Source organism: Streptomyces sp. SID5643 (assembly GCF_009872555.1).
GTDB classification, from domain to species: Bacteria; Actinomycetota; Actinomycetes; order Streptomycetales; family Streptomycetaceae; genus Streptomyces; species Streptomyces iakyrus.
The window spans coordinates 1-23,410 of the sequence record NZ_WWIC01000124.1 but is presented as its reverse complement, the minus strand read 5'-3'; the positions used below and the strand labels follow the sequence as shown (position 1 = coordinate 23,410).

Here is a 23,410-nt window from a genome sequence, read left to right as displayed (position 1 = left end):
ACGAGGGGCGCATGGCCCCCGACGCGTGCCCTTGCCGCGGGCCGGAGCCGGGCGGACACTCCGGACGTGAACGCTGTCACGCAGGTCTTCGCCGTGCTCGCCGCCCTGATTCACCTCGTGGTGGGCGCCCTGGAGCGCTTCTTCTACGACCGCCCGGCGATCCGGGTCTTCCTCACCACCTCGACGGCGGACGCACCCGAGGCGACGCTGTGGCGGTCCGGGGTGGCCGTCTACAACATCCTGCTCGGACTCGGGCTCGTCGCCGGCACGGTGGCCCTGCACACCGGGGACGAGGCAGCCGGGCGCGCCCTGGTCCTCTACCTCTGCGGGTTCCTCGTGGTGTCCGCCGTCGTCTTCGCCCTGTCGTTCCCCCGGCTGTGGCGCGGTGCCCTGGGCCAGGGGCTGGCACCGGCCGTCGCGCTCGTCGCCGCCCTGTACTGACCCGTCAGGCCGGCGTCGTGCGCGCCCGGCGCACCAGCCGCAGGTACTTGTCCCAGTCCCAGTGCGGGCCGGGGTCCGTGTGGTCCGTGCCCGGCACCTCCACGTGCCCGATGATGTGCTCGCGGTCGACGGGTATGTCGTAGCGGGCGCAGATCCGGGCCGTGAGACGGGCCGAGGCCGCGTACATCTCGTCCGTGAGGTCCTGCGGGCGGTCCACGAAGCCCTCGTGCTCGATGCCGACACTGCGTTCGTTGTAGTCGCGGTTGCCCGCGTGGTAGGCCACGTCCAACTCGCGGATCATCTGCGTGACATGCCCGTCCTGGCGGACGATGTAGTGCGTGGCCGCCTTGTGCCCCGGGTCCCGGAAGGCCTTCACCGCGCTGTCGAAGCTGCCCTGCGTGACGTGCACGATCACCATGTCTATGCCGAAGTCGTCGGGGCGGTCCGCGCGGCGCCAGTTCGCGTCCGACGCCGCCACCCAGCGCGCGCCCTGGTAATCGACCGCGCCCGCCTCGCGCGGCTTCTCGACGCCCGGGGTGCGCCACCACAGTCGCGCCAGCTCGTCCCGGGCCAGCACGGCGGAGCCCGCCGCGGCCACCGTGCCACCGATCAGCAGCGCGCGGCGGCCGACCTTCCGGTCGCCGTCCCTCGAAGCCTTCCGCTGTCCCATGTGATCGTCAACGGATACCCGGCGGTCCTGGTTCCCGCGCCCCCTTACCCTGGAAGGGTTATGACTGAAACCCCGCAGCGCCCCCGCCCCCTCCGCGTCCTGGCCGCCATGTCCGGCGGTGTCGACTCCGCCGTCGCCGCCGCCCGCGCCGCCGAAGCGGGCCACGACGTGACCGGCGTCCACCTCGCGCTCTCCGCCAACCCCCAGTCCTTCCGGACGGGTGCACGGGGCTGCTGCACCATCGAGGACTCACGCGACGCCCGCCGCGCCGCGGACGTCATCGGCATCCCGTTCTACGTGTGGGACCTCGCCGACCGCTTCCGCGAGGACGTCGTCGAGGACTTCGTCGCCGAGTACGAGGCCGGCCGCACCCCCAACCCCTGCCTGCGCTGCAACGAGAAGATCAAGTTCGCCGCGCTGCTCGACAAGGCGCTCGCGCTGGGCTTCGACGCGGTCTGCACCGGCCACTACGCCCAGGTGATCGTGCGCGAGGACGGCACCCGCGAGCTGCACCGCGCCTCCGACATGGCCAAGGACCAGTCGTACGTCCTCGGCGTCCTGGACGACCGGCAGCTCGCCCACGCCCTGTTCCCGCTCGGCGACACCGTCACCACCAAGGACGAGATCCGCGCCGAGGCCGAGCGCCGGGGCCTGGCCGTGGCCAAGAAGCCCGACTCGCACGACATCTGCTTCATCGCCGACGGCGACACCCAGGGCTTTTTGGCGAACCGGCTCGGCCGCTCCGAGGGCGACATCGTCGACGAGTCCGGCGCCAAGCTCGGCACGCACGAGGGCGCGTACGGCTTCACCATCGGCCAGCGCAAGGGCCTGCGCATCGGCACCCCGGCCCCCGACGGCAAGCCGCGCTACGTCCTCGACATCTCGCCCGTGGACAACACCGTGACCGTCGGCCCGGCCTCCGCCCTGGACGTCAGCGCCCTCACGGCGATCAAGCCGCGCTGGTGCGGTGCCGCCCCCACCGGCCCCGGCACCTACACGGCCCAGCTGCGCGCCCACGGCGGTGAGACCGAGGTGACCGCCGAACTCGTCGACGGCTCCCTGGAGGTCACGTTCGCCGAGCCCGTCCGGGGCGTCGCCCCGGGCCAGGCGATCGTGCTGTACGACGGCACGCGCGTGGTGGGCTCGGCGACGATCGCGACGACGACCCGGGCGACGGCGGGCGTGGCCTGATCCCGCCGGGGGGATCCCGCCGGGGGACCAGGAGGCGGGCTCCACGCGCGCGTGCCCGCGCGCCGCCCGCCTCAGTCCCGGCTGAAGAACTCCGTCAGCACCGGCGCCAGCACGTTCGGCTCGACCATGTGCGTCTGCCCCTGGAGCGTGCGGTACGCGCCCTCGGGGACCGAGTCCGCGATCGCCCGGGCCGCCTCGCGCAGCCACGAGGGGCTCGCGTCGCCCGCGACCGCCAGGACGGGTACGCCGACCGAGCCCAGCCGGGAGCGGGGGACGGTGCCGTCACCCATCACGGCGTCGTCGTAGGCGAGGCTCGTGGCCATCGCCTCCATCCCGGCCCACATGGGGGACTGGCGGGCGCCCTGGATCATCCCCTCGGCCAGACCGGTCAGCCGCAGGAACAGCTCGACCGCGTCGCCGCGCCGCCCCTCGCCCAGCGCCTCCGTCAGCCGCTCGGTGTACTGCGCACGCTCTCTGGCACCCTCCTCGGACATCGCGAAGGGTGCCTCGTAGACGGCCACGCGCCGCACCGGCAGTCCGCTCGCCGCCGCCTCCAGCGCCAGAGCGCCGCCCGAGGAGATGCCGTACAGGAGCGCCTCGCCACCCACCGCCTCGATCACCGCGGCCAGGTCCTCGACCTCACGCTCCACGGCGTACGGCGCGGTGTCCGCGCTGGCGCCGCGGCCCCGGCGGTCGTACACCACGGCCTGGAAACGCTCCGAGAGCGACACGGCGAGCGGCGCCAGGGTGCCGCCCGTCGACATCGCACCGCTCACCAGGACGACCGCGGGGCCGCGGCCGGTGCTCTCGTAGGCGATGCGGGTGCCGTCGCGCGAAAGGATCTTCTTGTCCATGCTCATGCAGACTGCCGCACGCCGCGGTGTTCATCGATGAGGCGGGCGGCGCGTCAGCCGATCAGAACACTTCCACCTCGTAGAAGCACAGGTGGTCCTTGATCACGGCGACGTCCGGCTTGGGGTCCGGATACGCCCAGACGAGGTTCTCCGCGTCCGGCAGGGACCAGTAGGAGGCGGTGCCCTTGAACGGGCAGTACGTCTGCGCGTCGGACGCCGTCAGCAGGTCCAGCGCCACGTCCTCCGGCGGGATGTAGTACCGCTCGGGACAGCCCGTCTCGCGCAGCACCAGCGACCGGTCGCTCTCCGCCAGCACCTGCCCGCCGTGCACCACGCGCACGTGCCGGTCGCTGCGCTCGATGGTGATGCGATGCCCTGTCGTCACGATCGTCCCTCCTCGGGTAGCCGACTCCTCCCGTACAGCGCAGGCTGAAGCGGAGTTCTTCCCTCGCCGCAGGAGGAGGCCCCATGCGCGCCAAGGAACCGGCTGCCGGAAACCGCTCCCGCCTGCTCCACCAGGTCCGGTACGCCCTGCACCACCCGGAGCGCGTGCCCGCGCACGCTCGCCGTGCGGTGCGCGACGCATGGCTGAGGCTGCGCCACCCCGACCACATCGCCTACTACCGGGCCGTGATGGCGTCGGACGCAGCCCGCAGCGCCGAGGCGGCGGTCGGGCACAACCCCTCGCGCGAGCAGTGGGCCCGGATCGGGCGCATGCAGTTCGACTACCTGGTCGGCCACGGCCTGCGGCCGCACCACCGGATGCTGGAGATCGGCTGCGGCAACCTGCGCGCCGGACGCCTGTTCATCGACCACCTCGACACCGGGCACTACTACGGCATCGACATCTCGCCGCACATCCTGCTCGCCGCCCAGGACACCCTCGTGGCCGAGAAGCTCCAGCCCAAGCTGCCCTACCTGGCGCTCTCCCGGGACCTCACCTTCGCCTTCCTGCCGGACGCCCACTTCGACGTCGTGCACGCGCACAGCGTCTTCTCGCACTCGCCGCTGCACGTCATCGAGGAGTGCTTCGCGAACGTCGGCCGGGTCCTCGCGCCCGGCGGGTTCTTCGACTTCACCTTCGACCGCACCGAAGGCGAGGAGCACCAGGTCCTGCACGAGGACTTCTACTACCGGACGCGGACCCTCACCGACCTCGCCGCGCGGCACGGCCTGGACGCGCGGTTCATGGACGACTGGGAGCGCCTGCCGCACCGGCAGTCCAAAATGCGGCTCACCACCGCGGCGGACCGGGCCCGTACGGTGGGTTCATGAACATCTGTGTCTTCCTGTCCGCCGCCGACCTCGACGAGCGCTACACCCGCCCCGCGCGGGAGTTCGCCACGCTGCTGGGCAAGGGCGGTCACACGCTCGTGTGGGGCGGCTCCGACGTCGGCCTGATGAAGGTGGTCGCCGACGGGGTGCAGGAGGCGGGTGGCCGGCTGGCCGGCGTCTCCGTGCAGTTCCTCGCGTCCAAGGCCCGCCCGGGCGTCGACGAGATGGTCGTCGCCAAGGACCTCGCCGAGCGCAAGAAGCTGCTCCTGGAGCGGGCCGACGCCGTGGTGATCATGGTCGGCGGCACGGGCACGCTCGACGAGGCGACCGAGATCCTGGAGTTGAAGAAGCACGGGCACACCGACAAGCCGGTGGTCCTGCTCAACACCGCGGGCTTCTACGACGGCCTGAAGGAGCAGTTCCGCCGCATGGACGCCGAGGGCTTCCTGCCCCGGCCCCTGACCGACCTGGTGTTCTTCGCCGAGGAGCCGGTGGGGGCGCTGGCGTACCTGGAGGAGAGCCGGGGGATCGAGTAGGCCGACTGCTGACGGGAGCACGGCGGGAGAGCCGGGGCAGCCATGCCCCGGCGCTGATGCGAGCATGGCGGACATGGCTACTCATGTGATCACCGGAGCCGGCTCCGGCATCGGCGCGGCCGTGGCCCGCCGCCTGCACGCGCGCGGGGACGACCTCGTGCTGCACGCGCGCGACGCGGGCCGCGCGAAGGAACTGGCGGCCGAGTTCCCCGGGGCGCGGACCCTGGTCGGCGATCTCGCCGACCCCGACCGGCTCTCGTGGGCCTTCTCCCACCAGTCGCTGCCGGACCGCGTGGACTCGCTGCTGCACATCGCCGGCGTCGTCGACCTCGGAACGGTCGGTGAGCTCACCCCGAAGGCCTGGCGCCGCCAGATCGACGTCAACCTGATCGCCCCCGCCGAGCTGACCCGCCACTTCCTGCCCCAACTGCGCGCCGCCCGCGGCCACGTGCTCTTCGTCAACTCCGGAGCAGGACTCAACGCCCACGCCGGCTGGTCCGCCTACGCCGCCTCCAAGCACGGCCTGAAGGCCCTCGCCGACTCGCTGCGCCACGAGGAGCACGGCAACGGGATCCGCGTCACCTCGGTGTACCCGGGCCGCACGGCCAGCCCCATGCAGGCCAAGGTCCACCAGCAGGAGGGCAAGGAGTACGACGCCTCGAAGTGGATCGACCCGGAGTCGGTCGCCACGACGATCGTGATGGCCCTGGATCTGCCGAGGGACGCGGAGGTCAACGACCTCACCGTGCGCCCGGGAGGCTGACGCCGGCAGAGGGGCTGCGTAGGCTTCTCCGGTGAGCGAAAACAGCCAGTTCAGGTTCGGCGCCGCCACCGGTGTGGGATCCATGCCGGGCGGCGACGCCCGTGAGGCCGCCAAGACCGTCACCGGCACCTTCGAGGACTTCCCCTTCCTGCCCGAACTGCCCGCCCGGGGCCCCGGCGCGGACATGATCGGGCGGACCGCCGGCCTGCTCGTCGAGCTGTACGCGCGCGTCGAGCCCAGCGGCTGGCGGCTCGGGGACCGGCCGGGCCGGGACACCAGGCGCGCCCGCTCCTGGCTCGGCGAGGACCTCGACGCCCTGGAGGAGTTCACGCAGGAGTACGAGGGGCCGCTGAAAGTCCAGGCCGTCGGCCCGTGGACCCTCGCCGCCAACCTGGAGCTCAGGAACGGCGAGGCGGCCCTCTCCGACGCCGGCGCCTGCCGCGACCTCGCCGCCTCCCTCGCCGAGGGACTGCGCCAGCACCTGGCCGAACTGCGGCGACGGATCCCCGGCGCGCAGCTCGTCCTCCAGCTCGACGAGCCGTCGCTGACGGCCGTCCTGCGCGGGCAGGTGAAGAGCGCCAGCGGCTACCGCACCCACCGGGCCGTCGACCGGCAGGTCGTCGAGCAGACGCTGCGCGACCTCGTCGGGGTGCACACCTCCGGCCCGGTCGTGGTCCACTCCTGCGCCCCGGACGTGCCGTTCGCCCTGCTCCGCCGGGCCGGAGCGGCCGCCGTCTCCTTCGACTTCTCCCCGCTCACCGAGCGTGACGACGAGGCGATCGGGGAGGCCGTGGAGGGCGGCACCCGGCTCTTCACCGGTGTCGTCCCGGGCACCGAGGGCCCATTGTCAGACCCTGCCGGTAGCGTCATGGGTGTCAGGACGCTGTGGCGCAGGCTGGGGCTGTCTCCGGGGCTGCTCGCGGAGGCGGTCACGGTCACCCCGGCGTGCGGACTCGCGGGGGCCTCCCCGGGGTACGCGCGCACGGCCCTCGCGCACTGTGCCCGGGCGGCGAGATCCCTCGCGGACAACCCAGAGTAACGGGAGGACGACACGGTGGCCGGCGACAAGCAAGCGGAGACGACGACGGTGCCCGCCGAGGCACGGGAGAAGCACGCGCGCCTCGCGGAGCAGATCGAGGAGCACCGCTTCCGCTACTACGTGAAGGACGCTCCCGTCGTCAGCGACGCGGAGTTCGACCAGCTGCTGCGTTCCCTGGAGGCGCTGGAGGAGGAGCACCCGGAGCTGCGCACGCCGGACTCGCCGACCCAGAAGGTCGCCGGGTCGTACGAGACGGAGTTCACCGCCGTCGAGCACCGACAGCGCATGCTCTCCCTCGACAACACGTTCAACGACGAGGAGATGGCCGCCTGGACGGAACGCATCGCCAGGGAACTGGGTGAACAGGCCTACCACTTCCTGTGCGAGCTCAAGGTCGACGGCCTCGCGGTGAACCTCACCTACGAGCACGGCCGCCTCACCCGCGCGGCGACCCGCGGTGACGGCCGCACCGGCGAGGACATCACACCGAACGTCCGGACCATCGCCGAGATCCCCGAGCGCCTCAAGGGCGACCGCGTGCCGGACCTCGTGGAGATCCGCGGCGAGGTCTACTTCCCGATGGAGAAGTTCCAGGAGCTCAACGCCCGTCTCGTCGAGGCCGGTGACAAGCCCTTCGCCAACCCGCGCAACGCGGCGGCCGGTTCCCTGCGCCAGAAGGACCCGCGCGTCACCGCCACCCGCCCCCTGCACATGGTGGTCCACGGCATCGGCGCCCTGGAGGGCTTCACCGGCCTGACCCGCCTCTCCCAGGCCTACGACCTGCTCAAGACGTGGGGCCTGCCCACCTCCCGGCACAACAAGGTGGTCGACGGCCTGGAAGGCGTCCGGGAGTTCATCGCCTACTTCGGCGAGAACCGCCACTCCGTCGAGCACGAGATCGACGGCGTCGTCGTCAAGCTCGACCAGATCCCCCTCCAGGGCCGCCTCGGCTCCACCTCGCGCGCCCCGCGCTGGGCGATCGCGTACAAGTACGCGCCGGAGGAGGTCAACACCAAGCTCGTCAACATCCGCGTGGGCGTGGGCCGCACCGGCCGCGTCACCCCCTACGCCCAGGTCGAGCCGGTCACGGTCGCGGGCTCCGAGGTCGAGTTCGCCACGCTGCACAACCAGGACGTGGTCAAGGCCAAGGGCGTCCTCATCGGGGACACGGTCGTGCTGCGCAAGGCCGGTGACGTCATCCCGGAGATCCTCGGCCCCGTCGCCGACCTGCGCGACGGCACCGAGCGCGAGTTCGTGATGCCGGGCGAGTGCCCCGAGTGCGGCACGGCACTACGGCCGATGAAGGAGGGTGACGTCGACCTGCGCTGCCCCAACGCCCGCACCTGCCCTGCCCAGTTGCGCGAGCGCCTGTTCTACCTCGCGGGCCGCAAGGCGCTGGACATCGAGCACTTCGGCTATGTCGCCGCCGCCGCCCTCACCGCCCCGCTGGAGCCCAAGGACCCGCCGCTGGCCGACGAGGGCGACCTGTTCGACCTCACCATCGAGCAGCTGCTGCCCATCAAGGCGTACGTCCTCGACCCGGACAGCGGGCTGCCCAAGCGCGACCCGAAGACCGGCGAGGAGAAGGTCGCCACGATCTTCGCCAACCAGCAGGGTGAGCCCCGCAAGAACGCGGTCGCCATGCTGGAGAACATCGCCGCGGCCAAGGAGCGCCCCCTGGCCCGTGTCATCACCAGTCTGTCGATCCGTCACGTCGGACCCGTGGCGGCCGAGGCGCTGGCCCGCGAGTTCCGCTCGATCGAGCGCATCGACCAGGCCACGGAGGAGGAGCTGGCGGTCACCGAGGGCGTCGGACCGACCATCGCCGCCTCCCTCAAGCAGTGGTTCGCCGAGGACTGGCACCGCGACATCATCCGCAAGTGGAAGGCCGCGGGCGTCCGCATGGAGGCCGAGAGCACCGGCGAGGACGAGGGGCCGCGCCCGCTCGAAGGTCTCACCGTGGTCGTCACCGGCACCCTCGAACACTTCACCCGGGACGGCGCCAAGGAGGCGCTGCAGAGCCGCGGAGCGAAGGTGACCGGCTCCGTTTCGAAGAAGACGTCGTTCGTCGTCGTCGGTGACAGCCCCGGATCCAAGTACGACAAGGCGATGCAGCTGAAGGTTCCGGTCCTGAACGAGGACGGTTTCGGCGTCCTGCTGGAGCAGGGGCAGCAAGCCGCGGCCGAAGTCGCCCTTTCGGCCGAGGAGTAGCGGTTGAAGGCCACCCGTTCGGCGCATACCAGATGCATACGGGTGGCCGGGGCGCATTCGGGCAACCGTCGGCGACCGCTGCCCGTGGAAGCCTTCTGCGGCCTACTGTTGAGATGTGCGCCTGCCGTGCCCAGCTGCGGTCGGGGCATCCTCGTGTTCGCAAGAGCGCGGGGAAGGGTTTTCGGGCGCGGGCCGTTGAGGGATGTCGGGCACCGGGCCGCGGGGCGTGGGCACCGCCGGCTGTGAGAGGGACGGGAATGGAACCGACCGAGAGCGCCGTGCCGGGCTCACGGCTGCGCCGTGTGGCGGTCGCGTGGCGTGCAGTCCGTGGGGCCGTGCGGCCGGCGGGGCGTCCGGGAGCGGAGGTGCGCGCCGTCGGACAGTACACCCCGGACGCGCGGGGTGACGGGGGGCGCGCCGTGGACGGCCCCGGCGCACAGCCGATCACCGAACACACCCCCCTGCCCGCCGGCACCGACGACCCTGACGGCGAACGGCACCAGTCCTGGCCCGCGCTGCCCGCGGCCGTCGTCGCGGCGGCCGGCTTCGTCCTGGGCGCCGGTTTCTACCGCGCCTTCACCGGGGGCCACGCGCTGTTCCCGTCGGGCACGGCCGGCTGGGCGCTGGCCGTGCTGACCGGCATCATCGTCGGCCATCTCGTCATGCTGGGCCGCTCCCGCTGGTGGGGCGGCACCGGCTCGGGCGCCGCCCTCACCCTGGCCGTGCTGCTGCTCTACGGCTGGGTACCGGCCGGCATGGTCAGCCTCACGGTCGTCGTGCTGGTGGGCGTAGCCCGCCGCAACCGCTGGCGTCAGGGCGTGCTGCACGGCGCCGTCGACCTCCTCGGCATCGGCGCCGGGGCGCTCGTGCTGGCCGTCTTCGGAACCGTGCCGTCCGTCGAGTCCCCGGCGGACCCCGCCGCCTGGACGCTCGCCACCGCACCCCAGGTGGCCCTGGTCGCCGTCGCCTACCTGATGGTCACCCGCGTCCTGCTCTGGTACCTGCACGCCCCGCGCCCCGGGCTGCCCACCGTCGCCCGCACCGCCCTGGTCAGGCAGGGTCTGGTCGCCGTCGCGCTGCTCGGCATCGCGCCGCTGGTCTGCGTGGTCGCCGTGGCCAAGCCGATCCTGCTGCCGCTGTTCTCCATCCCCCTGATCGCCCTGGACTCCACCCTGTGGATAGCCCGGGCCCGCGCGGAGGAACAGCTGCGCGACCCGCTGACCGGGCTGCCCAACCGCCAGTGGCTGCTGGAGCGCATCTGGACCGCGCTGGACGACGCGGAGCGGATCGACGCCCGCGCCGCCCTCATGCTGATCGACCTCGACCGGTTCCGGTCGGTCAACGACACACTCGGTCATCTCGCCGGTGACCGGCTGCTGTTGCAGATCGCCGACCGGCTGCGGGTGGCGCTGCCGCGCGGGGCCGAGGCCGCCCGGCTCGGCGGGGACGAATTCGCGGTCTTACTGCCGGTCGCCGACTCCACGACGTCCGCGACCCGGATCGCCCGCACCCTGGTCGCCGCCCTCAGCTCCCCCCTCGACCTCGACGGCCTCACCCTCGTCCTGGAGGCCAGCGCCGGGGTCGCCGTCTTCCCCGACCACGCCCTGGACGCCGAAGGACTGCTGCGGCGGGCGGACGTGGCGATGTACCAGGCGAAGCGGGACCGCACCGGCGTCGAGGTCTACGAGTCCAAGCGCGACTCCAACACCCCCGACCGCCTCGGCCTGCTGGGCGATCTGCGCCGCGCCCTCGACGCGCACGAGGTGCATCTGCACTACCAGCCCAAGGTCCGCTTCGACGGGCAGGTCGCGGGCCTGGAGGCCCTGGTCCGCTGGGTGCACCCCGAGCGGGGCAAGGTGCCGCCGGACGAGTTCATAGCGATCGCCGAGTCCTCGGGCCTGATGCCCCACCTCACCGAGTACGTGCTGGAGACCGCGCTCGGCCAGGTCGCGCACTGGCGGGAGCAGGGCCTGTTCGTCCCGGTCGCGGTGAACGTCTCTCCGCGCGACGTGCACACCCCCGGTTTCGCCGGCTCGGTCGCCGCCCGGCTCGCCCGGCACGGCGTCCCGGCGGGAGCGCTCCAGCTGGAGATCACCGAGCACGTCCTCCTGGAGGATCCGCAGCGCGCCGCCGACACCCTCAACCAGCTGACCGCGCACGGCGTGAAGATGTCCCTCGACGACTTCGGCACGGGCTACTCCTCGCTGGTACACCTGCGCCGGCTGCCGGTCAGCGAGCTGAAGATCGACCGTTCGTTCGTGGCACGCCTCGCGGTCGACGCCGAGGACGCCGAGATCGTCCGCTGCACGGTGGACCTGGCCCACTCCCTCGGCCTGCTCGTCGTCGCCGAGGGCGTCGAGGACGACGAGACCTGGGAACGCCTGCGCGACCTCGGCTGCGACGCGGTCCAGGGCTGGCTGGTCGCCGCCGCCATGCCCCCGGACGAGACCACGGCCTGGCTCCGCGCCCGGGGCTCACGGGGCTGGCAGCGCCCCCGGGCCGCCCTGCCGGCGGCCGCCGCGGACGACTCGGGCCGGGTCGGCTAGTCACGGAACCCGACGCGCCCCGGCAGGGCCGGGGCGCGAAGGTCCGGCAAACCGTTTCACGGGCACGCCCTCCCGCCCCATAGGATTAGGCCAAACCACATTCACTCACCCCTGAGGATCGCTGCATGCCTGGCATCACGCGCGAGGAGGTCGCCCACCTCGCCCGGCTGGCGCGTCTGGAGCTGAAGCCCGAAGAGCTCGACCACTTCGCGGGACAGCTGGACGACATCATCGGCGCGGTCGCCCGCGTCAGTGAGGTCGCCGACCAAGACGTACCGCCGACCTCGCACCCGCTCCCGCTGACGAACGTCATGCGCGCGGACGAGGTCCGTCCGTCGCTCACCCCCGAGCAGGCGCTCTCCGGCGCCCCGGCCCAGGAGCAGCAGCGTTTCAAGGTGCCGCAGATCCTGGGGGAGGACTAAGAAGTCATGACGGACATCATCAAGCTCACCGCCGCCGAGACCGCCGCGAGGATCGCCTCCGGCGAGCTCACCGCGGTGCAGGTCACCGAGGCCCACCTCGCCCGCATCGAGGCCGTCGACGAGAAGGTGCACGCCTTCCTGCACGTCGACCGTGAGGGCGCCCTCGCCCAGGCCCGTGCCGTGGACGCCAAGCGCGAGCGCGGCGAGAAGCTCGGCCCGCTGGCCGGCGTACCGCTGGCGCTGAAGGACATCTTCACCACCGAGGGCGTGCCCACGACCGTCGGTTCGAAGATCCTCGAAGGCTGGATCCCGCCGTACGACGCGACGGTCACCCAGCGGCTGAAGGCCGCGGACGTCGTCATCCTCGGCAAGACCAACATGGACGAGTTCGCCATGGGGTCCTCCACCGAGAACAGCGCCTACGGCCCGACCGGCAACCCGTGGGACCTCACCAAGATCCCCGGCGGCTCCGGCGGCGGTTCGTCCGCCGCGCTCGCCTCCTTCCAGGCCCCGCTCGCCATCGGCACCGACACCGGCGGCTCCATCCGCCAGCCCGCCGCGGTCACCGGCACGGTCGGCGTCAAGCCGACCTACGGCGCGGTGTCCCGCTACGGCATGGTCGCCTTCTCCAGCTCCCTCGACCAGGGCGGGCCCTGCGCCCGTACGGTCCTGGACGCGGCGCTGCTGCACGAGGTCATCGCCGGGCACGACCCGCTCGACTCCACGTCCATCGACGAGCCCGTCCCGTCGGTCGTCGAGGCCGCCCTGGGCGGCAGCGTCGAGGGCATGCGCGTCGGCGTCGTCAAGCAGTTCCGCGGCGAGGGCTACCAGGCCGGCGTCATCCAGCGGTTCGACGAGTCCGTCGAGCTGCTGAAGGAGCTGGGCGCCGAGATCGTCGAGCTCGACTGCCCGTCCTTCGACCTGGCGCTGTCGGCGTACTACCTGATCGCGCCCTCGGAGTGCTCCTCCAACCTCGCCCGCTTCGACGGCCTGCGCTACGGCCTGCGGACCGGCGACGACGGCACGAACTCCGCCGAGGCGGTCACCTCCCTGACCCGGGAGGCCGGCTTCGGCCCCGAGGTCAAGCGCCGCATCATGCTCGGCACGTACGCCCTGTCGAGCGGCTACTACGACGCCTACTACGGCAGCGCCCAGAAGGTCCGCACGCTCATCAAGCAGGACTTCGACAAGGCGTTCGAGCAGGTCGACGTGATCGTCTCCCCGACGACCCCGACCACCGCCTTCGCGATCGGCGAGCGCGCCGACGACCCGATGGCGATGTACCTCGCCGACCTGTGCACCATCCCGACCAACCTGGCGGGCAACGCGGCCATGTCGCTGCCGTGCGGCCTCGCCCCGGAGGACAACCTCCCGGTCGGCCTGCAGATCATCGCCCCCGTCATGAAGGACGACCGCCTGTACAAGGTGGGAGCAGCCGTCGAGGCGGCCTTCGTGGAAAAGTGGGGCCACCCGCTGATCGAGGAGGCTCCGTCGCTGTGAGCGCACTGTCCAAGGCCAAGGGCTTCAAGAAGTCCAAGTCCGGTCTGTACGTCTCGATGGCCACGTCGGCGTTCGGCGCCGTCGGTGTCTACAAGCAGATCAAGAAGGCCCGCGGAGACAACGACACGCTGCGGCTGCTCGACGCCGTCGTGACCGGCGCCGCGGTCGTCACCAACCTGGCCATCCTCTACCGCGAGCTGAAGCGGCTGGGCGACGACGACGTCCTGCTGGGCTGAGAGGGAAGTACTCACCGTGACCACCACGACCGACCTGGTGTCGTACGAGGACGCACTCGCGTCGTACGACCCCGTCATGGGCCTTGAGGTCCATGTCGAACTCGGCACCAAGACCAAGATGTTCTGCGGCTGTTCGACCGCCCTCGGCCAGGAGGCCAACACGCAGACCTGCCCGGTCTGCCTCGGCCTGCCCGGCGCGCTCCCGGTCGTCAACGCGACCGGCGTCGAGTCCGCCATCAAGATCGGCCTCGCGCTGAACTGCGAGATCGCCGAGTGGTGCCGCTTCGCCCGGAAGAACTACTTCTATCCGGACATGCCGAAGAACTTCCAGACCTCCCAGTACGACGAGCCGATCGCCTTCAACGGCTACCTCGACGTGCAGCTGGAGGACGGCGAAACCTTCCGCGTGGAGATCGAGCGCGCCCACATGGAGGAGGACACCGGCAAGTCGACGCACGTCGGCGGCGCCACCGGCCGTATCCACGGCGCGTCCCACTCCCTGCTGGACTACAACCGCGCCGGCATCCCCCTCATCGAGATCGTCACCAAGCCGATCGAGGGCGCCGGCGAGCGTGCCCCCGAGGTCGCGCGGGCCTACGTCCGTGAGCTGCGCGAGCTCATCAAGGCGCTCGGCGTCTCCGAGGCCCGCATGGAGATGGGCCAGATGCGCTGTGACGTGAACCTGTCGCTGCGCCCGCACGGCACCGAGAAGTTCGGCACGCGCTCGGAGACGAAGAACGTCAACTCGCTCCGCTCCGTGGAGCGCGCGGCCCGCTTCGAGATCCAGCGGCACGCGGCCGTGCTGTCGTCCGGCGGCACGATCGTGCAGGAGACCCGCCACTTCCACGAGGACACCGGGTCGACGACCTCGGGCCGCGTGAAGGAGGAGGCCGAGGACTACCGGTACTTCCCGGAGCCCGACCTCGTCCCGGTCGCCCCGTCCCGTGCTTGGGTCGAGGAGATCCGGGCCGGGCTGCCCGAGCTGCCGCTGGTCCGCCGCAACCGGCTCCGCGAGGAGTGGGGCGTCTCGGCCACCGACATGCAGGCGATCCTCAACGCCGGTGCGCTGGAGCCGATCGTCGCCACGATCGAGGCCGGGGCGGACGCCGCCTCCGCCCGCAAGTGGTGGATGGGCGAGCTGGCCCGCAGCGCCAACGAGTCGGGCAAGGCCCTCGACGAGCTGGCCATCACGCCGGCGCAGGTGGCCCGGGTCACCGAACTCGTCACGAAGGGCGATTTGAACGACAAGCTGGCCCGGCAGGTCATCGAGGGCGTCCTCGCGGGCGAAGGCACCCCGGACGAGGTCGTCGACCAGCGCGGTCTGAAGGTCGTCTCCGACGAGGGTGCGCTGACGGCCGCCGTCGACGAGGCCATCGCCGGCAACCCGGGCGTCGCGGACAAGATCCGCGGCGGCAAGGTGGCCGCGGCCGGCGCCCTGGTCGGCGCGGTCATGAAGGCGACGCGCGGCCAGGCCGACGCGGCCCGCGTGAAGGAGCTGATCCTTCAGAAGCTGGGCGTCAGCGAGGGCTGACCCTCCCGTGGACCCGACGAGGGGGACGCACCGGAACCGGTGCGTCCCCCTCGACGTTCAGCTCACGGGCGGCGGCCGACGACCCGGACGAAGCCGAGCGTCTCGCCCCGGTCCAGGCGCAGCATCTCGGCGCACTGGCCGGCCATCCGGACGTGCCACTCGTCCGTGTGCTCCTCGGCCACGACCTCGCACCAGCGCAGCCAGTCGCGCCAGCCGTCCTCCAGCCAGTCCGCGGTCTCGACCTCCACGGCCCCGCTGCGGGTCCAGTGGCGTCGCCACCACGCCGCGGTGTGGAAGCACCAGAAGTCCGGCTCCCAGTACGGCTTGAGGTGCTCCGGCGGCTCGACGCCGTCGATCTCCTCGCGCAGCGCCGGTACGACGACGCCGATCCGCCCGCCGGGCTTCAGCAGCCGCGTGAGGCGGGGCAGGTAGAGATCGTCGGTGCCGAAGTACTGGTAGGCGTCGATCGAGACGATCGTGTCGAAGCTGTCCGCGCCGAACGGCAGGTCGTGCGCCTCGGCGAGCACGGGCAGGACGCGGTCGGCGACGCCCGCCCCGGCGATGCGCCCGGCGTTCTCGTCGGGCTTGATCCACAGGTCGGCAGCGGTGACCTGGACGTCGTACTCCCTGGCGAGGAAGACCGACGTCATGGCGCGGCCGCAGCCCAGGTCGAGCACGCGGGAGCCGGGGCTCAGGGTGTCGAGCCCCAGGGCGGGGGCCAGCCACTCCAGCAGCCACAGCGCATGCGGGCCCATCTGGTTGTCGATGGTCCAGCGGGCGTCGTAGCCGTTGCTGCGCGGGTAGCCGGGGTGGCTCACACGGTCAGCGAGGGGGTCGTTCGGGGTCCGGGAAGTGATGTCCGACATCGGTGAACGGGCTCCTTGAGTCCTTGAGGAAGAAAGGGGATGCGGAGGAGCTCGGTCGGACCGTCAAACAATGCACCTGCTTCGGCCGGGCGGCGGGGGGGCCGCGGGTGTTCCTCGGACCAGCGGACGCTAACAGCCGCCCCTCCGGCCCCGCACCCGGTTTTCGCCACCCGGCGCGCTACCGTCTCGGCCATGAGTGGACGTCCTGATTCCGGCACCGATCCAGAGATGGCGGACGCGGAGGCGGCCGCCGGGCAGGACGACGCCGGGGACCCGGCGCAGGACGAGGGGGCCGCGCGCCGGGCCCGCTGGACGGCCGCCGCCACCGGTGCCGCGCTGACCCTCGCGGGACTCGCCGCAGCCGTGCTTCGCCTCACCGGCCCCGCGTCGGCGCTCGTCCCGGCCGCCTACGCGAGCGGGGCCGCCGTCTGCGCGGCCGCCGCCGCGCTGGGCTCGCGCGGCCGCACCCGCCGCGCGCTGTGGCTGCTGATCGCGGGCGTGATGGTGATGGCGCTGGGGGACCAGTTCGACTGAGCCCGGCCGCTGTGAATAAGCCCACGAAACCGACAAATGATCTCGTTCGTTTGTAAGAGTGGCAGCGCATTGCTCATGCGTTCTTTGCTGGCTGTTCAGTTCATGTACGACTGTTCCCGGCCAAAGATCCACACAAGGCAACTCCGGGAGCACGTTTCGTGGCAGCCCTCGCACGCTGGTGTGTCCAGCGCCGTCTGCTCAGCGTCCTGCTGTGGCTCCTCGCGTTCGCGGGGGTCGCCGCCGGTGCCGCCGTCGCCGGCACCACGTACTCGAACGACTACCAGGTTCCGGGCACCGAGTCGGGCCGCGCCACCGAGCTGCTGCACGAGGGCTTCCCGCAGCTCGGCGGGGACAGCGACACCGTCGTCTGGCACACCGCCTCCGGCAGCGTCCGCGCCGCCGACGTCGAGCAGACGATGAGCCGCGCCCTGGACCGGATCGAGGACCTCCCCGGGGTGGCCTCGGTCACCAGCCCCTACGACGGGCCGGGCGCGGGCCGCATCAGCGAGGACGGCCGCACGGCCTACGCCTCGGTCACCTTCGACGACCGGGCCGAGGACATCGCCGAGGGCGAGGCCCGGGCCGTCGTCGACACCGCCAAGAGCGCCGAGACCGACGGACTCCAGGTGGAGCTGGGCGGCAGCGCCGTCGCGCTCACCGAGTCCTCCGGCGGGCACCTCGCCGAGATCGTCGGCGTGCTGGTCGCCGCGGTGGTGCTGTTCCTCGCCTTCGGCTCGCTCGCCGCCTCCCTGCTGCCCATCGCCACCGCCCTGGTCGGCGTCGGCACCGCCTACGCCGGGATCGTGCTGCTCGGCCACGCCATGACCGTCGCGGACTTCGCCCCGATGCTGGGCATGCTCGTCGGGCTCGGTGTCGGCATCGACTACGCGCTGTTCATCGTCACCCGGCACCGGCGCGGGCTGAAACGCGGCCTGTCCGTCACCGAGGCCGCCACGAACGCCGTCGCGACCACGGGACGGGCGGTCGTCTTCGCGGGTGCCACCGTTTGCATCGCGCTGCTCGGCATGCTGATCCTGCGGCTGAGCTTCCTCAACGGCGTCGCCATAGCGGCCAGCCTCACGGTGATCCTCACCGTCGCCGCCTCCGTGACCCTGCTGCCCGCCCTGCTGTCGTTCATCGGCATGCGCGCGCTCAGCCGCCGCGAGCGCCGCCGCCTGGCCGAGCACGGCCCGGAACCCGAGATGCCCACCGGCTTCGCGGCCCGCTGGTCGGCCTTCGTGGAACGCCACCCCAAGGTGCTCGGCGCGGTCGCCCTGGTCGTCATGGGCGTCCTCGCGCTGCCCACCTTCTCCCTGCACCTCGGCACCTCCGACCAGGGCAACGGCCCGAAGACGGCCACCACCCGCCAGGCCTACGACCTGCTCGCCGACGGATTCGGCCCGGGCGTGAACGGCCCGCTCACCCTCGTCACCAAGGTCGACGGGGCCGGCGACAAGCTCGCCCTGGACAACCTCGACGGCACCCTCCGCACCACCGACGGCGTCGCCTCGGTCACCCCGGTGACCTTCGACTCCGGCGGGCACACCGCCTACCTCACGGTCGTCCCGGAGTCCTCCCCGCAGTCCAAGGACACCAGCGACCTCGTCGACCGGCTGCGCGACGGGGTACTGCCGCGCGCCGAGGCGGGCACCTCCCTCGACGTGCAGGTGGGCGGCATGACGGCCGGCTACGACGACTTCGCCGACGTCATCGTCTCCAAGCTGCCGGTGTTCGTCGGGGTCGTCATCGGCCTGGGCTGTCTGCTGCTCCTGCTCGCCTTCCGCTCCGTCGGCATCCCGCTGAAGGCCGCCGCGATGAACGTCGCCGCCGTGGCCTCGGCCTTCGGAGTGGTGGTCGCGATCTTCCAGTGGGGCTGGGGCAGCGAACTGCTCGGCCTCGGCAGCGCCGGGCCCATCGAGCCCTTCCTGCCCGTGATCATGGTGTCGGTGCTCTTCGGCCTCTCCATGGACTACCAGGTCTTCCTGGTCAGCCGGATGTACGAGGAGTGGCTGGAGACCGGCGACAACCGGCGTGCCGTGCGCGTCGGCCTCGCCGAGACCAGCAGGGTGATCAACTCGGCGGCGGTCATCATGATCTCCGTCTTCCTGGCCTTCGTCCTCAGCGGCGACCGGGTGATCGCCATGTTCGGCATCGCCCTGGCCGCCGCGGTCGCCCTGGACGCCTTCGTCCTGCGCACCCTCCTCGTCCCGGCCCTGATGCACCTGCTCGGCGGCGCGAACTGGTGGCTGCCCCGCTGGCTGGACAAGCGCATGCCACGCATCAGCATCGAGCCGCCCGAGAGCCGTGCCGCCCATGAGAGGCTGGCCGCCGCGACGGACGCCGAGGTGGCGGACGTCCTGGCGGAGGAGGAGCGGCAGCGGGATGTACGCGATATCCCTGGGTGACGACGCCGAGCTGAGGCCCCTGGAACCCTGGCACGCCGGGGAGTTCCTGGCGCACCTGGAGCGGGGGCGGGAGTTCATCGGTCAGTACATCCCGTTCGGCACGACCGAGACGGACCTGCCCTCGGCCCTGGCCAAGCTCCAGCGCTACGCCGACATGCGCGCCGCGGACACCGGCTCCCTGCACGGTCTGTGGCTGGAGGGGACACTGGTGGGCGGGGTGCTGTTCCTGAACTTCGACGCGGCGACCGGAAACTGCGAGGTCGGGTGCTGGCTGGAGCCGGCCGCCACGGGCCGCGGCCTGGTCACGCGCGCGATGCGGGTCCTCATCGACTGGGCCGTCGAGCAGCGCGGCATCCACCGCGTCGAATGGGTCGCCGCCTCCGGCAACCGGCCCAGCCTGAACGTGGCACGGCGCCTCGGCATGACCCGGGACGGTGTGCGGCGCGAGGCGCACCCCTATGGTGGCCTACGGCACGATCTCGAAGTCTGGTCGGTGCTGGCACCCGAGTGGCGCGCCGCACGCGCGCGTGCCGCTCACAACGATCATTAAGAGACTTCTCAGACAGCGACCCTACGGTGCGAGACATGGCAACGAACGCAGTGGACGAGACCGAGGCCACCCAGGCCACGACCGACGAGAAGGCGGTGGACACCACCAAGTCCGACGAGGTGCCCGAGACCGAGGTCCCGGCCGCGGCCGAGGACGCGCAGGCCAAGGAGGAGAGCCCCTCCGGCGTCGGCCAGGGTGCCGCCGCCGTGGTCTCCGCCGCCCTGGGTGTCGTCTCCCTCACCGGCAGCTGGATCGGCACCGTCGCCTCCGCGCGTCAGAACCTCATCGGTCAGCTGGAGACCGCCCAGAATGCGGGCGTGGCCCAGCAGATCCAGGCCGTCTACGGCGACGCCTGGCAGACCACGGCCCTGTGGGGCGGCCTGTTCGCGCTGATCGCGCTGGTCACCGGCGTCGTGACGCTCGCCCGGCCCGCGTTCGGCACGCCGGGCCGGATCCAGGCCCCCTGGATCAAGTCCGTCGCCTGGGCGGGAGTCGCGCTCGGCGTCATCGGCCTGCTCCTGGCCGTCCTCAAGTACACAGGCGTCCTGCTCGGACTGCCGTCCGCGAGCTGAGAGCACGCGTTTCCCGAGGGGTCTCAGACGGTTCCGTAAGCACCTTACGGAACCCCTGAGGCCCCTCAGCCGTGTCTAAGGCCCCTCCCGTCGCCGAAGATGCGGAACTCTCCCGATGTGGCGGCCCCGCCTGGGGGACGAGAGTGAGGTCATCACGGAGAAACACTCCGTGACCGGCCTCTCCTCGAAGGACACACCATGCACGAGTACGAGCTCCAGCAGCTGCGCACCTCCGACCTCATCCGCCGGGCCGACCACGAGCGTCTGGTCCGCGAGGCGGCCCGGGCCCGCCGCGGCGCCCGTGACCAGGCGACCACGGACACCGCCGAGCACGAGAGCCATAGCCGCCTCTTCCGGCGGCCACGGTCCGCCCGGACGGCGTGAACACCGCGGCGGGACCGGCCCCGGCCGTGGCCGTCCGACACGCAGCGGCCGTCGTTCCTGCCGGAACGGAGGCCGCTGCTCCGGCCGTTGCCCGGAAAACCGGTGCCGCACTGCCGGACCCGCGTGCGATGCTCGGGGCCGTGGAGACCCGGTCCGTCAGCCCCGTGTTCGTCGGCCGTGCCGAGGAACTGGGCACGCTGCACGACGCACTCGTACGCGCCCGCGAGGGTGAGCCGCAGGCACTGCTCATCGGCGGGGAGGCCGGAGTCGGCAAGACCCGCCTGGTCGAGGAGTTCGCCGCGGCCGCCCGCAGCCGCGAGGCGGTGGTCGCACTCGGCGGCTGCGTGGAGATCGGCGCCGACGGGCTGCCCTTCGCCCCCTTCTCCACCGCGCTGCGTGCCCTGCGCCGCGAACTCCCCGGCGAACTGGCCGCCGCGGCCGCAGGCCAGGAGGAGGAACTGGCCCGGCTGCTGCCCGAGCTCGGCGAGTCGAGGGCCGGGCGGCACGACGAGGACGCCGTGGCCCGCCTCTTCGAGCTCACCGCACGCCTGCTGGAACGCGTCACCGCCGAGCACACCGTAGTCCTCGCCCTGGAGGACCTGCACTGGGCCGACGCCTCCACCCGGCATCTGCTCTCCTACCTCTTCCGCACCCTGCGCACGGGCCGCCTCGTCGTCCTCGCCACCTACCGCTCCGACGACATCCACCGCCGCCACCCGCTCCGCCCCCTCCTCGCCGAACTGGACCGGCTCCGCACCATCCGCCGCCTGGAACTCGCCCGCTTCAACCGCGACGAGGTGGGCCGCCAGATCGCCGGGATCCTCGCCCAGGAACCCGAGCCGGACCAGGTCGACGCGATCTTCGAACGCTCCGACGGCAACGCCTTCTTCGTCGAGGAACTCGCCGTCGCCTCCCACGAGGGCTGCCGCACCGGCCTGACCGACTCCCTGCGCGACCTGCTGCTCGTCCGCGTCGAAGGGCTGCCGGAGGCCGCCCAGCAGGTCGCCCGGATCGTCGCCGAGGGCGGCTCCACCGTCGAGTACCGGCTGCTGTCCGCCGTCGCCCGGCTCGCCGAGGACGACCTCATCGAGGCACTGCGGGCCGCCGTGAACGCCGGCATCCTCGCCCCCGCACCCGGCGACGACGGCTACCGCTTCCGCCACTCCCTGGTCCGCGAGGCCGTCAGCGACGACCTGCTCCCCGGCGAACGCTCACGCCTCAACCGCCGCTACGCCGAGGCCCTGGAGTCCGACCCGGCCCTCGTCCCCGCCGACCAGCGGGCGGCGCGCCTGGCCAGCTACTGGTACCACGCCCACGACGCCGCCAAGGCCCTGCCCGCCGTCCTCGAAGCCTCCGTCCAGGCCCGCCGCCGCCACGCCTACGCCGAGCAACTCCGGCTTCTGGAACGCGCGATGGACCTGTGGGACGCCGCCCCCGAGGCCGTACGCGAGATTCTGCGCCCCGTCGACCACGCCGAGGTCTACCCTCCCTGCGGCTGCGACCCGGCCACCACCGCGCTGCGCTATCTGGACCTGCTGGCCGAGGCGGCCGTCGCCGGACGGCTCTGCGGGGAGCGCGAACGCGCCCTGAAGATCACCAAGCGGGCACTGCGCCTCCTGGACCAGGAGAACGACCCCCTGCGCACCGCCTGGTTCTGGATCCAGCGCTCCCGGCTGGTGCAGCGGCTCGCCCGGGGCGACGGCTGGCAGGAGATCGCCACCGCGCAGGACCTGGTCCGCGGCCTGCCACCGTCCGAGGTGCACGCCGAGGTACTGGCCACGGCCGCCCACTGGTCCATGCTCCGCGAGCCCGGCCCCGACACCCTCACGGCCGCCGAGCGGGCTGTCGAGTACGCGCGCATGGTGGGCGCCGACGAGATCGAGTCCAACGCCCGGCTCACCCTCGGCGGGCTCATGGTCGAGGCCGGGCAGATCGAGGCCGGGCTGGCCCACATGTACGAGGTCAGGGACGACGTCGTCGCCCGTGGTCTCGCCGTCGTCGTGGGCCGCAGCCATGTCAACCTGCCCTCCGCCCTGGAAGGCATCGGGCGCTCCGAGGAATCCGTGGACATCCTGCGCGAGGGGTTGCGGCTCACCGGCAGGATGGGACTGACCGAGTCCGAGGGCTGGGTCTGGGGCAACCTCGCCGAGTCGCTCATCTCCCTGGGCCGCTGGGACGAGGCGGCACAGGCGGCCGTCAGCGCCCAGCGATTGGGCCGGACGGCCGCTCCGTACGGATCCGGCGCTCACAGCCTGGCCTTCCTCGCACTCGCCCGCGGCGAGCCGGCCGAGGCCGCCCGCCACCTCGCGGAGGCCCGTGCCTCCTACGGTCCGCACGACCCCATGCCGCAGCAGGACCTGCCGATCTCCCGCCTCACCATCGCCCTCGCCGCCGCCGAGGGACGCCTGGCCGACGCCCGCGCCGAACTGGCCCGCACCCTGGAGTCCGGTTTCCCGCTCGGCACTCAGCGCTACGCCTGGCCGCTGCTGCTCCAGGCGGCCACCGCCGAGGCCGACGCCCGGGCGCTGCCCGCCGCCCGCGACGGCCGCGAGCAGGTCCTGGACGGCATCCTCGCCGCCGTGAAGCGCCTCACCACCCACGCCCCCGTCTGGTACGCCCACGAACAGTGGGTCCGCGCCGAACTCCACCGCGCCGCGGACCGGAGCACCCCGGACACCTGGTCGGAGGTGGTCACCGCCTTCGAACCCCTGGGCCGGCCCTACGACCTCGCCCGCGTCCGCTACCGCCTGGCCGCGTCCCTGCTGACGTGCGGCGGCGAGGACGAGCGCGAGCGCGCCGCGGAACTGCTCCGGCTCGCCCACGCCGCCGCCCGCCACCTCGGCGCCCGGCCGCTCGCCGACGCCGCCACCGCCCTCGGCCGGCG

General features: G+C 72.3%; 22 protein-coding genes. 18 read left to right on the top strand and 4 right to left on the bottom strand.

The window, feature by feature from the left end:
- The first annotated feature begins 66 nt into the window (after window positions 1-66).
- A complete protein-coding gene (locus tag GTY56_RS15655; RefSeq protein ID WP_161365971.1) occupies window positions 67-441 on the top strand; it encodes a DUF1304 family protein in 375 nt (124 codons plus the stop codon).
- A 4-nt stretch (window positions 442-445) separates the two neighbouring features.
- Here GTY56_RS15655 and GTY56_RS15650 read toward each other — a convergent pair whose 3' ends face one another.
- Window positions 446-1,111, bottom strand: a complete 666-nt coding sequence (locus tag GTY56_RS15650; protein WP_161365970.1) for an N-acetylmuramoyl-L-alanine amidase — start codon at window positions 1,109-1,111, stop codon at window positions 446-448.
- Between the two features lie 60 nt (window positions 1,112-1,171).
- Between GTY56_RS15650 and mnmA the strand changes: the two genes are divergently transcribed.
- Window positions 1,172-2,302 (top strand): tRNA 2-thiouridine(34) synthase MnmA, encoded by a 1,131-nt coding sequence (gene mnmA / locus GTY56_RS15645; protein WP_161365969.1) that lies wholly within the window; start codon window positions 1,172-1,174, stop codon window positions 2,300-2,302.
- A 71-nt stretch (window positions 2,303-2,373) separates the two neighbouring features.
- Here the strand turns inward: mnmA and GTY56_RS15640 are convergent, their stop codons facing one another.
- Complete coding sequence (locus GTY56_RS15640) at window positions 2,374-3,156, bottom strand: alpha/beta fold hydrolase (protein WP_161365968.1); 783 nt, start codon at window positions 3,154-3,156, stop codon at window positions 2,374-2,376.
- Between the two features lie 61 nt (window positions 3,157-3,217).
- Window positions 3,218-3,541: a DUF427 domain-containing protein gene (locus GTY56_RS15635; protein ID WP_161365967.1), complete on the bottom strand. Its 324-nt coding sequence runs from the start codon at window positions 3,539-3,541 to the stop codon at window positions 3,218-3,220.
- Window positions 3,542-3,624: 83 nt separating this feature from the next.
- On the opposite strand from GTY56_RS15635, the gene GTY56_RS15630 reads away from it, so the two are divergent.
- The 10 genes from GTY56_RS15630 to gatB all read left to right on the top strand — a co-directional run bounded on the left by GTY56_RS15630 (window position 3,625) and on the right by gatB (window position 15,215).
- On the top strand, window positions 3,625-4,431 hold the full coding sequence (locus GTY56_RS15630; protein ID WP_161365966.1) for a class I SAM-dependent methyltransferase: 807 nt from the start codon (window positions 3,625-3,627) through the stop codon (window positions 4,429-4,431).
- Window positions 4,428-4,967: an LOG family protein gene (locus GTY56_RS15625; RefSeq protein ID WP_161365965.1), complete on the top strand. Its 540-nt coding sequence runs from the start codon at window positions 4,428-4,430 to the stop codon at window positions 4,965-4,967. Before GTY56_RS15630 ends, GTY56_RS15625 begins: the two co-directional genes overlap by 4 nt.
- A 64-nt stretch (window positions 4,968-5,031) precedes the next feature.
- The gene (locus GTY56_RS15620) at window positions 5,032-5,730 is read left to right on the top strand and encodes an SDR family oxidoreductase (protein ID WP_161365964.1); all 699 of its coding nucleotides are present in this window, start codon (window positions 5,032-5,034) and stop codon (window positions 5,728-5,730) included.
- A gap of 31 nt (window positions 5,731-5,761) precedes the next feature.
- Window positions 5,762-6,769, top strand: coding sequence for a uroporphyrinogen decarboxylase/cobalamine-independent methonine synthase family protein (locus tag GTY56_RS15615; RefSeq protein WP_161365963.1), 1,008 nt, complete (start codon window positions 5,762-5,764; stop codon window positions 6,767-6,769).
- 15 nt (window positions 6,770-6,784) lie between these two features.
- Window positions 6,785-8,980 (top strand): NAD-dependent DNA ligase LigA, encoded by a 2,196-nt coding sequence (gene ligA, locus GTY56_RS15610; protein ID WP_161365962.1) that lies wholly within the window; start codon window positions 6,785-6,787, stop codon window positions 8,978-8,980.
- 257 nt (window positions 8,981-9,237) lie between these two features.
- Window positions 9,238-11,526 (top strand): putative bifunctional diguanylate cyclase/phosphodiesterase, encoded by a 2,289-nt coding sequence (locus tag GTY56_RS15605; RefSeq protein ID WP_161365961.1) that lies wholly within the window; start codon window positions 9,238-9,240, stop codon window positions 11,524-11,526.
- Between the two features lie 125 nt (window positions 11,527-11,651).
- The gene (gene gatC / locus GTY56_RS15600) at window positions 11,652-11,948 is read left to right on the top strand and encodes an Asp-tRNA(Asn)/Glu-tRNA(Gln) amidotransferase subunit GatC (protein WP_018531282.1); all 297 of its coding nucleotides are present in this window, start codon (window positions 11,652-11,654) and stop codon (window positions 11,946-11,948) included.
- Between the two features lie 6 nt (window positions 11,949-11,954).
- Window positions 11,955-13,448 (top strand): Asp-tRNA(Asn)/Glu-tRNA(Gln) amidotransferase subunit GatA, encoded by a 1,494-nt coding sequence (gatA, locus tag GTY56_RS15595; RefSeq protein WP_161365960.1) that lies wholly within the window; start codon window positions 11,955-11,957, stop codon window positions 13,446-13,448.
- Window positions 13,445-13,684, top strand: a complete 240-nt coding sequence (locus GTY56_RS15590; protein ID WP_019329755.1) for a hypothetical protein — start codon at window positions 13,445-13,447, stop codon at window positions 13,682-13,684. The genes gatA and GTY56_RS15590 overlap by 4 nt, the downstream gene beginning before the upstream one ends.
- Before the next feature lie 16 nt (window positions 13,685-13,700).
- The gene (gene gatB, locus GTY56_RS15585; RefSeq protein WP_161365959.1) at window positions 13,701-15,215 is read left to right on the top strand and encodes an Asp-tRNA(Asn)/Glu-tRNA(Gln) amidotransferase subunit GatB; all 1,515 of its coding nucleotides are present in this window, start codon (window positions 13,701-13,703) and stop codon (window positions 15,213-15,215) included.
- Window positions 15,216-15,277: 62 nt separating this feature from the next.
- Here gatB and GTY56_RS15580 read toward each other — a convergent pair whose 3' ends face one another.
- Window positions 15,278-16,081: an SAM-dependent methyltransferase gene (locus GTY56_RS15580; RefSeq protein ID WP_161365958.1), complete on the bottom strand. Its 804-nt coding sequence runs from the start codon at window positions 16,079-16,081 to the stop codon at window positions 15,278-15,280.
- Between the two features lie 192 nt (window positions 16,082-16,273).
- Between GTY56_RS15580 and GTY56_RS15575 the strand changes: the two genes are divergently transcribed.
- The 6 genes from GTY56_RS15575 to GTY56_RS15550 form a co-directional block, all read left to right on the top strand.
- On the top strand, window positions 16,274-16,615 hold the full coding sequence (locus tag GTY56_RS15575) for a hypothetical protein (RefSeq protein ID WP_161365957.1): 342 nt from the start codon (window positions 16,274-16,276) through the stop codon (window positions 16,613-16,615).
- Between the two features lie 158 nt (window positions 16,616-16,773).
- A complete protein-coding gene (locus GTY56_RS15570) occupies window positions 16,774-19,020 on the top strand; it encodes an MMPL family transporter (RefSeq protein WP_161365956.1) in 2,247 nt (748 codons plus the stop codon).
- Window positions 18,998-19,570, top strand: a complete 573-nt coding sequence (locus GTY56_RS15565) for a GNAT family N-acetyltransferase (RefSeq protein ID WP_161365955.1) — start codon at window positions 18,998-19,000, stop codon at window positions 19,568-19,570. The genes GTY56_RS15570 and GTY56_RS15565 overlap by 23 nt, the downstream gene beginning before the upstream one ends.
- Before the next feature lie 35 nt (window positions 19,571-19,605).
- Window positions 19,606-20,142, top strand: a complete 537-nt coding sequence (locus GTY56_RS15560; protein WP_161365954.1) for a hypothetical protein — start codon at window positions 19,606-19,608, stop codon at window positions 20,140-20,142.
- Between the two features lie 198 nt (window positions 20,143-20,340).
- The gene (locus tag GTY56_RS15555; RefSeq protein ID WP_161365953.1) at window positions 20,341-20,526 is read left to right on the top strand and encodes a hypothetical protein; all 186 of its coding nucleotides are present in this window, start codon (window positions 20,341-20,343) and stop codon (window positions 20,524-20,526) included.
- 128 nt (window positions 20,527-20,654) lie between these two features.
- The coding region (locus tag GTY56_RS15550; RefSeq protein ID WP_161365952.1) for an ATP-binding protein at window positions 20,655-23,410 on the top strand (2,756 nt) is incomplete at its 3' end.

Excerpts from the sequence above, each read along its gene's own strand:
- GTY56_RS15650 (WP_161365970.1), bottom strand. The coding sequence starts at position 1,111 with ATGGGACAGCGGAAGGCTTCGAGGGACGGCGACCGGAAGGTCGGCCGC.
- mnmA (WP_161365969.1), top strand. The coding sequence starts at position 1,172 with ATGACTGAAACCCCGCAGCGCCCCCGCCCCCTCCGCGTCCTGGCCGCC.
- GTY56_RS15640 (WP_161365968.1), bottom strand. The coding sequence starts at position 3,156 with ATGGACAAGAAGATCCTTTCGCGCGACGGCACCCGCATCGCCTACGAG.
- GTY56_RS15630 (WP_161365966.1), top strand. The coding sequence starts at position 3,625 with ATGCGCGCCAAGGAACCGGCTGCCGGAAACCGCTCCCGCCTGCTCCAC.
- GTY56_RS15625 (WP_161365965.1), top strand. The coding sequence starts at position 4,428 with ATGAACATCTGTGTCTTCCTGTCCGCCGCCGACCTCGACGAGCGCTAC.
- GTY56_RS15620 (WP_161365964.1), top strand. The coding sequence starts at position 5,032 with ATGGCGGACATGGCTACTCATGTGATCACCGGAGCCGGCTCCGGCATC.
- GTY56_RS15605 (WP_161365961.1), top strand. The coding sequence starts at position 9,238 with ATGGAACCGACCGAGAGCGCCGTGCCGGGCTCACGGCTGCGCCGTGTG.
- gatC (WP_018531282.1), top strand. The coding sequence starts at position 11,652 with ATGCCTGGCATCACGCGCGAGGAGGTCGCCCACCTCGCCCGGCTGGCG.
- gatA (WP_161365960.1), top strand. The coding sequence starts at position 11,955 with ATGACGGACATCATCAAGCTCACCGCCGCCGAGACCGCCGCGAGGATC.
- GTY56_RS15580 (WP_161365958.1), bottom strand. The coding sequence starts at position 16,081 with ATGTCGGACATCACTTCCCGGACCCCGAACGACCCCCTCGCTGACCGT.
- GTY56_RS15575 (WP_161365957.1), top strand. The coding sequence starts at position 16,274 with ATGAGTGGACGTCCTGATTCCGGCACCGATCCAGAGATGGCGGACGCG.
- GTY56_RS15565 (WP_161365955.1), top strand. The coding sequence starts at position 18,998 with ATGTACGCGATATCCCTGGGTGACGACGCCGAGCTGAGGCCCCTGGAA.
- GTY56_RS15560 (WP_161365954.1), top strand. The coding sequence starts at position 19,606 with ATGGCAACGAACGCAGTGGACGAGACCGAGGCCACCCAGGCCACGACC.
- GTY56_RS15555 (WP_161365953.1), top strand. The coding sequence starts at position 20,341 with ATGCACGAGTACGAGCTCCAGCAGCTGCGCACCTCCGACCTCATCCGC.